Here is a 9,589-nt window from a genome sequence, read left to right as displayed (position 1 = left end):
GGAAAAAAAACTGGCGCATTGGCAGGGCGTCATCATTGCCGCCAGCGAGCAGAGCGGACGCAATCGCCTGGCGCAGCTCAATGCACCGGCCGATTACAGGAACTGGATCGGCTGCCAGGACCTGCATCGGCGCGTCCTGCTCAGCCCGCGCGCCGAACAGTCGGTGTCGGACTGGGCGCGCCATCATCCGCCGCAGGCGCTGGCACTGATGATCGGCCCCGAAGGCGGCTTCACCGCCGCCGAGGAGGAACTGGCCATCGCGCAAGGCGCATTACCGCTATCGATGGGGCCGCGCGTGCTGCGCACCGAAACCGCAGGGCTGGCGGCGCTGGCAGCGCTGAATGCGATCTGGGGTGGAATGTGATCGATTGCAAAATTTACCCCGCCGCATTCACAAACCGGGATTAATGCACTACAGTGGTTAGTATTGATTTTTCGATCAGGAGAGCATCATGGGACTTCTCGATATGGCTATGGGCATGCTAGGCGGCGATCAACAGCAACCCGGCGATCCGAAAGCGCAGCTATTGCAGGCCGCGCTGCAAATGCTGTCGGACAATCAGGGTGGCGGGCTGCAGGGCTTGATGGGCAGCCTCAAGAACGCCGGACTAGGCGATGCGCTAGCCTCATGGATCGGCACCGGCCAGAATACGCCGGTTTCCGGCGACCAGATCCAGCAGGCGCTGGGCGATGGCGGGCAATTACAGCAATTGGCGCAGGCCGCCGGATTGTCGCAAAGCGATGCGGCCAGCCACTTGTCGGAAATGCTGCCGGGCCTGATCGACAGGCTGACCCCGAATGGTGAAGTGCCGCAAGGCGGGCTGGGCGATTTGGCCGGTATGCTAGGTCAGTTCCTGGGAAAACGTCAGTAATCGTCAGTAATCTGTAGTCAAATCCCTGCCCTGGATCGGATTTTCGCCCGGAAAATTCGATCCGGCACTACGCCGCAATTTTTTCAATCAGGCCCATCTCGGCCGAAGACATCAATTTATCGATATCTACCAGAATCAGCATGCGCTCTTCAACCGTACCCAGTCCGATCAGATAATCGGCATCGAAGGCGGTCCCCATGTCCGGCGCCGGCTTGATCTGCTCTTGCACCAGCGTGATCACATCGGAAACGCTGTCAACCACCATGCCCATGATGCGCCCGCCGATATTGAGGATGATGACTACCGTGAACTGGTCATAAGTCGGCGTTCCCAGATTGAACTTGATGCGCATGTCAACCACCGGCACGATGATGCCGCGCAGGTTGATAACGCCTTTGAGAAACTCGGGTGCGTTGGCGATCCGTGTCACCGCTTCATAGCCACGGATTTCCTGCACTTTAAGTATGTCGATGCCGTACTCTTCCTGCCCCAGAGTGAATGCCAGAAACTCGTTGCGGCCATTCGTACCCACCTGATTCGAGTGATTGCCTGCTGCGGAGATTGATTGTGTAGGAGAAGACATAGTGCTCTCTTAAAAAAGAAGTGATTACGATGCATCCGGTGCTGCACGGGATGGCTGCCTAAAAATCAAAATTCGGTTGCAACCATGCATTTGGCCGGTAACCGAGATATTACAGGTAGCGACAATTAATGATCAAACTTTAACCACATGCATCTGCCGGCGCACCCTGATCGAGAATCGCACGGAGTTGCCGAACAATATGATCAATATACATACAGCGCGCTGTATTTCCAAATGTCACTATACAACATGCGATAGATAGCACAAATATGCAATACTTTAAATTAATCGATATCGATGCGGAAAATTGGCATCGCCTGCAGGTGCGGCGCCAGGAAAATCCTTGCACGGCGCCGCAACGTCGAACCATTGCCTGTTGCACAATCCAAGGGAAAGTGCAGGAAAGCATTTATAATCCAAGGCTTTGCAGCATTCTCAACACTGAATCGGTATGAAGGTATTTCGTGGACTCCCCAATGCTGCATCGCGTGCGCCCTGCGCGCTTGCGATCGGCAACTTTGATGGTGTACACCGTGGGCACCAGGCTCTGCTGGCGCGCGTGTGCGAAGCCGCCGCTCGTTTGCAACTGGATGCGGCAGTGATGACGTTCGAGCCGCACCCGCGCGAATTTTTCGCCCACATCAGCGGTGACCCGAGTCGCGCGCCCAGCCGCATCGCGAACCTGCGCGACAAGCTGCAAGCCCTGTCCAGAACCGGCATCGAACGCGTCATCGTCGAACATTTCAATGCCCATTTCGCCAGCCTGACTCCGCAGGAATTCGTGGAAAAGGTGCTGGTACAAGGCTTACACGTCAAATGGCTGATCGTCGGAGAAGATTTCTGCTATGGCGCCAAGCGCGCCGGCAATCTGGCCTCGCTGCTCGAGTCCGGCAAAAAATATGGCTTCGAAGTTGTAGCGCAGGACACGGTTACCAATGGTGGCGTTCGCATTTCCTCGTCTGCAGTGCGCGCCGCACTGACGGCAAGCGACTTTGCTCATGCGCGCCAATTGCTGGGCCAGCCGTATGCGATTTCCGGTCATGTAGTGCATGGCCAAAAGCTGGGACGCACGCTCGGATTCCCGACCCTGAATCTGCGCGTGACGCACAAGCATCCGGTGCTGAGCGGGATTTTCATCGTTCAGGTCCACGGCTTGGCCGAAACGCCGCTGCCGGGCGTCGCCAGCCTGGGATTGCGCCCGACAGTCGACGACAGCGGCCGCGTGCTGCTGGAAACACATATCTTCGATTATGCCCAGCAATGCTATGGCAAACTGATTCGGGTCGAATTTCTGAAAAAGCTGCGCGACGAAGAAAAATACGTCGATCTGCCGACACTGACCGACGCCATTGCCAACGATGCGGCGCAAGCGCGCGCTTACTTCAAGCACCGCGCTGCAGCTGCCACCACGGCGACCGACCGAATTTGAACGCCAGACGCATATCATCCATTCGCGCAGTCCGGCCCAACGAACACCATTAAAGAAATACCATGTCCGATAACAAACCAAACAAGCCCGCGGGCAAGCCGCACAGCAAATATCCGGTCAACATGACCGAAACTCCATTCCCGATGCGCGGCGATCTGGCCAAACGCGAGCCGCAGTGGGTCAAGCAGTGGCAAGAACGCAAGGTCTACCAGCGTATCCGCAAGGCATCGAAGAACCGCCCTAAATTCATCCTGCACGACGGCCCGCCGTATGCGAACGGCGACATCCACATCGGCCACGCAGTCAACAAGATCCTGAAAGACATGATCGTCAAGGCGCGCAACATGGCCGGCTTCGATGCCCAATACGTGCCGGGCTGGGATTGTCACGGCATGCCGATCGAGATCCAGATCGAAAAACTGTACGGCAAGAACCTGCCGGTGGAGCAAGTGCAGGCCAAGGCGCGCGCCTACGCCAGCGAACAGATCGAGCGCCAGAAAAAGGATTTCATCCGCCTCGGCGTGCTGGGCGAATGGGACAACCCGTACCTGACCATGAATTTCGGCAATGAGGCCGATGAGCTGCGCGCGCTCGGCACCATGCTGGGAAAAGGCTATGTATATCGCGGTCTGAAGCCGGTCAACTGGTGCTTCGACTGCGGCTCGGCGCTGGCCGAAGCGGAGGTCGAATACCAGGACAAACGCGACCCGGCCATCGATGTCGGCTTCCCGTTCGCCGAACAGGACAAGATCGCCGCCGCCTTCGGCCTGCCGCAACTGCCAACGGACCAGGGTTACGCGGTAATCTGGACCACCACCCCGTGGACCATCCCGGCCAACCAGGCGCTCAACGTCCATCCCGAGTTCAGCTATGCGCTGGTGCAAACCGTCCGTAATGGTGAGACCATCCTGCTGATCCTGGCCACCGACCTGGTCGAATCCAGCCTGCAGCGCTTCGGCCTCGAAGGCCGCGTGATCGCCACCTGCAAGGGTGAAGCGCTGAACCTGATCAAGTTCAGGCACCCGTTTGCCGACATTGACGAAGGCTACAACCGCACTTCACCGGTATTTTTGGGCGATTACGTCGAACTCGGCACCGGCACCGGCGTGGTCCATTCGGCCCCGGCCTACGGCGTCGACGACTTTATTTCCTGCAAAGCGCACGGCATGACCGACGACGAGATCCTGAAGCCGGTGCTGGGCGACGGCACATACGCGTCATGGCTGCCGTTCTTCGCGGGCATGACGATCTGGGAAGCCTCGAAACCGATCTGCAGCAAGCTGGAGGAAGTCGGCGCGCTGTTCAAGCTGGTGATGTTCGACCACAGCTACATGCACTGCTGGCGCCACAAGACGCCGATCGTCTATCGCGCCACTTCGCAGTGGTTCGCCGGCATGGACATCACACCGCAAGACGGCGGCCCAAGCCTGCGCGAAACCGCGCTCAAGGCGATCGACGACACCGCGTTCTATCCCGGCTGGGGCAAGGCCCGGCTGCACGGCATGATCGCCAACCGGCCCGACTGGACGCTGTCGCGGCAGCGCCAGTGGGGCGTGCCGATGGCTTTTTTCGTCCACAAGGAAAGCGGCGCGCTGCATCCGCGTACTCCGGAACTGCTGGAAATCGTCGCCAAGCGCATCGAGCAGCACGGCATCGAAGCATGGCACGCGGTCGACATCAACGAACTGCTGGGCGACGATGCGCCGATGTACGTGAAGAACAAGGACACGCTGGACGTCTGGTTCGATTCCGGCACCACCCACCAGACCGTGCTGGGGGGGCAACAAGGCAAGGGCTCGCACGCAGCGCAATCGCACTTCCCGGCCGACCTGTACCTGGAAGGCTCGGACCAGCATCGCGGCTGGTTCCACTCGTCGCTGCTGACCTCTTCCATGCTGAACGGCCGCGCACCGTACAAGGCCTTGCTGACGCACGGCTTCGTGGTCGACGGCGAAGGCAAGAAGATGTCGAAGTCGAAGGGCAACGTGGTCGCGCCACAGAAAATCTCCGACACGCTGGGCGCCGACATCCTGCGCCTGTGGGTGGCCTCCACCGATTATTCGGGCGAACTGAATATCTCGGACGAAATCCTGAAACGCGTGACCGAAGCGTATCGCCGCATCCGCAATACGCTACGTTTTCTGCTGGCCAACACTTCCGACTTCGACTTTGCCCGGGATGCGGTGCCGGTTGCGGAAATGATGGAAATCGACCGCTATGCGGTGGCCAGCGTGGCGGCCCTGCAGGCCGAGATCCTGGCCCATTACGAGGCCTACGAATTCCATCCGGTGGTGGCCAAGCTGCAAGGCTACTGCTCGGAAGACCTGGGCAGCTTCTACCTCGACATCCTGAAGGACCGCCTGTATACCGGAGGCACCACCTCGCACGCACGCCGTTCGGCACAAAGCGCGATCTGGCACATCACGCAAGCGCTGCTGCGATTGATGGCGCCGATGCTGTCCTTCACTGCCGAGGAAGCCTGGGCCGTGTTCGCCAGCAAGGAAGCGCTGGCCGACAGCGACGAAACGATCTTCACCCAGACCTACTACACGCTGCCGGAGGTGGCCGACGCCGCCGCGTTGCTGACCAAGTACGCGCAACTGCGCGCAATCCGCGCCGATGTCACCAAGCAGATGGAAGAAGCGCGCATCGCCGGCACCATCGGCTCCTCGCTGCAGGCCGAGATCCGCATCCAGGCCAGCAGCGACAAGTTCGCGCTGCTGAACGGCATGGGCGACGACCTGAAGTTCGTGCTGATCACCTCGCAGGCCGAAGTGGTCGAAGTCGCCAGCGCGGAACAGGAAGGCGTGGTCGTGACCGCATCGAAATACCAGAAGTGCGAGCGCTGCTGGCACTACCGGGCCGATGTCGGCAGCCACGCCGAGCATCCGGGCCTGTGCGGGCGCTGCATCAGCAATCTGTTCGGCGCCGGCGAAACGCGGCACTTTGCCTGACATGACTCCGCAGCCCGTCATGCCCGCCGAACCGGCATGACGGCCCAACCTGAAGCACCTTCGGAGTACCTTGCAATGGCAACAAAAAACCGTTTTTCTTCCAAGCCGCGCAGCGGCATCACGCCCTGGATCGGGATCGCAGCGATCGTGATCCTGCTCGACCAGTTGAGCAAAATTACCATTACCAAGTTATTCGCTTTTGGCGAATCGCATCCGGTGACTTCCTTTTTCAATCTGGTGCTGGCCTACAACAGGGGTGCGGCATTCAGCTTTCTGGCGGCGGAATCGGGCTGGCAGCGCTATTTCTTCACCGCCATCGGCGTGGTCGCGGCGCTGGTGATCGTCTACATGCTGCAGCGCCACGCCGGCCAGCGCCTGTTCTGCTGGGCGCTGGCGTTGATTATGGGCGGCGCCATCGGCAACGTGATCGACCGCGTGCTGTACGGCCATGTGATCGATTTCCTGGACGTGCATTTCAACGGTTGGCACTGGCCGGCATTCAACATTGCCGACAGCGCCATTTTCATCGGTGCGGGATTGTTCATCCTCGATGAACTGCGGCGCGTCAATAGGTAATAGCATTCATGGCGCGCTGCGGCCGGCTTGAGCTTTAGATATACTATTTCGTGTATTTTTTGAATACCATGAAGACCGTGCGGAAAGTACGTGCTATATAAACATACTCCCATATTTTTGCTTAACAGCCGGTTGCGCGGCAACACGCTCACTATCGAAGCAGCAAAGGAATAGCCATGGATCTTGCCGGTAAAAAAATCGTCCTCGGCCTGACTGGCGGCATCGCCTGCTACAAGGTGGCGGAACTGACCCGGGCGCTGGGCAAGGCGGGCGCCTCGGTGCAGGTCGTGATGACGCAGGCCGCGACCCAGTTCATCACGCCGCTGACCATGCAGGCGCTGTCCGGCCAGCCGGTGTTTACCGACCAGTGGGATGCGCGCATCGCCAACAATATGGCGCATATCGACCTCAGCCGCGACGCCGACGCGATCGTGATCGCACCCTGCTCGACCGATTTCATCTCCAAGCTGGCGCATGGCGCCTGCGACGACCTGCTCTCGACCCTGTGCGTTGCGCGCCCGGCCCGGCTGCCGCTGCTGGTGGCGCCGGCGATGAACGTCGAGATGTGGCAAAACCCCGCCACCCGGCGCAACGTCGCACAGCTGGCGGCCGACGGCATCGAACTGCTCGGCCCCGACACCGGCGAGCAGGCCTGCGGCGAAAACGGCATGGGCCGGATGCTGGAACCGGCCCAGCTGCTGGAACACATCATCGCCGCCTTCCAGCCGAAAATCCTGGCCGGCAAGCGTGTGCTGCTGACCGCCGGCCCGACCTTCGAGCCGATCGATCCGGTGCGCGGCATCACCAACCTGTCGTCCGGCAAGATGGGGTACGCGATCGCCCGCGCCGCCCGGCAGGCCGGCGCCGAAGTTACCCTGGTCTCCGGCACGACCACGCTCGACGCGCCGCTCGGGGTGCAGCGCATCGCGGCCCAAACCGCACAACAAATGCACGATGCGGTGCTCGCGCACCTATCCGGGCAGGATGTCTTTATCGCGGTCGCGGCGGTGGCCGACTGGCGGGTAGCGAATGCCAGCGCGCAGAAACTCAAAAAAGACGGCAGCGAGGGTGAAAAAAACACTGGACCAGTGCTGGAATTTGCGCAGAATCCGGATATTCTGGCCACCGTGGCGGCGTTGCCGAAGCGGCCGTACTGCGTCGGCTTTGCCGCCGAATCGGAAAACCTGTTGCAGTACGGCGAACAAAAACGGCTGCGCAAGAACATTCCGCTACTGGTCGGCAATATCGGCCACCATACTTTCGGCCAGGACGACAATGAACTGATATTGTTCGACGCCCACGGCCACACCCTGCTACCGCGCAACGACAAGCAGGCGCTGGCGCGCCAACTGATCGCAGCCATCGCCAGCCGCCTGCCGCACTAGCATCCGGCCCCCGCCGGATTGCCCTAACCACCGACAAGCAGAATCCATGAAAACCATCGACATCAAAATCCTCGACCCGCGCCTGAAAGAACAACTGCCGGCCTACGCCACCGCCGGCAGCGCCGGGCTCGACCTGCGTGCCTGCATCGATGCGCCGCTGCGCATTGCACCGGGCGAAACGCACCTGATTCCGACCGGTCTGGCGATCCATGTGGCCAACCCCGCCTACGCAGCGATGATCCTGCCGCGCAGCGGGCTGGGCCACAAGCACGGCATCGTGCTGGGGAACCTGGTCGGACTGATCGACTCCGATTACCAGGGGCAGCTGATGGTGTCGACCTGGAACCGCGGCCAGACCGCCTTCACGCTGGAACCGATGGAACGCCTGGCGCAACTGGTGATCGTACCGGTGCTGCAGGTCGGCTTTAACATTGTCGAAGAGTTCGATGCCAGCGGACGCGGCAGCGGCGGCTTCGGCAGCACCGGAAAAAACTAAATGACAACATTTAATACGCCCGCGGCAATTGAGGCGCGCATTCGCCCAACAGGCTGGCGACAGATTTCCGCATGGGCTGCGGCAGCACTGCTGCTCAGTGCCTGCGCCACCCGGCAACCGGTAACCACGACGCCCCCAAAAAGCCCTGCCGCTCCAACGTTGAGCGCGCTGCCGGCTCCGGCGCCGCTGCGCTCGATCGTGGTGCAGCAAGAGCGCCTGTATCGGGTCGCAGCCCCCTTGCTGACCCAGAATGCGCCGCTATGCAAGGCTAATGCGCGCAACCTGCTCGGCTTTTCCGCCAAGAACAAGTATTCCTTCCCCAAGGAATTCGTCGCAGACGCGCAAAAGGCCTACGGCCTCGACGAGCAGTTGCAAGTCATCCAGGTACTGACCGACAGCGGCGCCGAACGCGCCGGCATCAAACGCGGCGACCGCCTGGTCAGCGTCAACGACAAGCCGTTTCCGCTCGGCCCGAACGCCGAACGACAGGCGGCCACGATCCTGGGCCCGCTGGTGCGCAATCGTTCGCTGATCAAATTGACCGTGGCGCGCAATGACAAGAATATCCCGCTCAGCATCCCGCTCACGCGCGCCTGCGCGTTCGCGGTAGAACTGGGCAACGCCGACAACGTCAATGCCTACGCGGATGGCCAGCGCGTGATGATTACCCGCGGCATGCTGGATTTTGTGCAATCGGACGCAGAGCTGGCCCTGGTGCTGGCGCGGGAATTCGCACATAACGCGTTAGCGCATGCCAGCAAGCAAAAAATGAGCGCCACCATCGGCGGCATCATCGACAACCTGATCCGCCACACCCCCGATCTGGATGCCATCAATGGCATGGCTGGAATAAAAGCCTATCCGCAGAATTTCGATGCCGCCGCCGACAATCTATCGCTGTATATGCTGGCCCGGGCGGGATATCCAATCGACAATGCGGCAGCATTCTGGCAACGACTGGATCGGCAATATCCAGCCACGATACTGAACGGCTATACGGCAATACACCCGGCCACCGGATACCGCCTGGCGACCATCGCCAAAACAGTAGCCGAAATCCAAGCCAAGCAGGCAAACAAAAAACCGTTGCTACCTTAATATCACAACAATTCTTTCAGATCTTTTCCAAAATCAGATTCAAGTGGGAGCATAAGCATAATTCATATATTTATCGCAACAAAATCGAGCACATTAAAATATACTGGCGATATTTATCAATACGGACTGACTGCTGGTTTGAACCCAATAAAAAACCCGAACTGTTGTAGCCGTTCGGGTTTTTAACATCAACGCG

At 59.8% G+C, this 9,589-nt stretch carries 9 protein-coding genes; 8 read left to right on the top strand and 1 reads right to left on the bottom strand.

The annotated features are described in order from the left end of the window. Both HMCN_RS0109300 and HMCN_RS0109295 read left to right on the top strand, forming a co-directional pair. Positions 1-364, top strand: a 364-nt coding sequence (locus tag HMCN_RS0109300; RefSeq protein ID WP_025917130.1) for a 16S rRNA (uracil(1498)-N(3))-methyltransferase, incomplete at its 5' end; no start/stop codon positions are given. 88 nt (positions 365-452) lie between these two features. Further along, on the top strand, positions 453-872 hold the full coding sequence (locus tag HMCN_RS0109295; RefSeq protein WP_025917129.1) for a YidB family protein: 420 nt from the start codon (positions 453-455) through the stop codon (positions 870-872). Positions 873-939: 67 nt separating this feature from the next. On the opposite strand, the gene HMCN_RS0109290 is transcribed toward HMCN_RS0109295, so the two are convergent. Continuing rightward, positions 940-1,455, bottom strand: a complete 516-nt coding sequence (locus HMCN_RS0109290; protein ID WP_025917128.1) for a chemotaxis protein CheW — start codon at positions 1,453-1,455, stop codon at positions 940-942. Between the two features lie 451 nt (positions 1,456-1,906). On the opposite strand from HMCN_RS0109290, the gene HMCN_RS0109280 reads away from it, so the two are divergent. The 6 genes from HMCN_RS0109280 (at position 1,907) to HMCN_RS0109255 (ending at position 9,393) form a co-directional block, all read left to right on the top strand. Further along, a complete protein-coding gene (locus tag HMCN_RS0109280) occupies positions 1,907-2,884 on the top strand; it encodes a bifunctional riboflavin kinase/FAD synthetase (protein ID WP_025917127.1) in 978 nt (325 codons plus the stop codon). A gap of 62 nt (positions 2,885-2,946) precedes the next feature. Beyond that, on the top strand, positions 2,947-5,838 hold the full coding sequence (ileS, locus tag HMCN_RS0109275) for an isoleucine--tRNA ligase (RefSeq protein ID WP_025917126.1): 2,892 nt from the start codon (positions 2,947-2,949) through the stop codon (positions 5,836-5,838). Between the two features lie 75 nt (positions 5,839-5,913). Beyond that, positions 5,914-6,414: a signal peptidase II gene (gene lspA, locus HMCN_RS0109270; RefSeq protein ID WP_025917125.1), complete on the top strand. Its 501-nt coding sequence runs from the start codon at positions 5,914-5,916 to the stop codon at positions 6,412-6,414. Positions 6,415-6,590: 176 nt separating this feature from the next. Beyond that, positions 6,591-7,799, top strand: a complete 1,209-nt coding sequence (gene coaBC / locus HMCN_RS0109265; protein ID WP_025917124.1) for a bifunctional phosphopantothenoylcysteine decarboxylase/phosphopantothenate--cysteine ligase CoaBC — start codon at positions 6,591-6,593, stop codon at positions 7,797-7,799. 46 nt (positions 7,800-7,845) lie between these two features. Beyond that, entirely contained in the window at positions 7,846-8,295 is a 450-nt protein-coding gene (gene dut / locus HMCN_RS0109260) for a dUTP diphosphatase (RefSeq protein WP_025917123.1), read from the top strand. Then, positions 8,296-9,393 carry a M48 family metalloprotease gene (locus HMCN_RS0109255; protein WP_155837509.1) on the top strand — a complete coding sequence of 366 codons (1,098 nt, stop codon included), beginning with the start codon at positions 8,296-8,298 and terminating at the stop codon, positions 9,391-9,393. Positions 9,394-9,589 lie beyond the last annotated feature (196 nt).

It is taken from the genome of Herminiimonas sp. CN (assembly GCF_000622895.1).
Lineage (GTDB): Bacteria > Pseudomonadota > Gammaproteobacteria > Burkholderiales > Burkholderiaceae_D > AVCC01.
The sequence above is the reverse complement of the archived record's forward strand: the minus strand, read 5'-3'. Positions and strand labels throughout refer to the sequence as shown.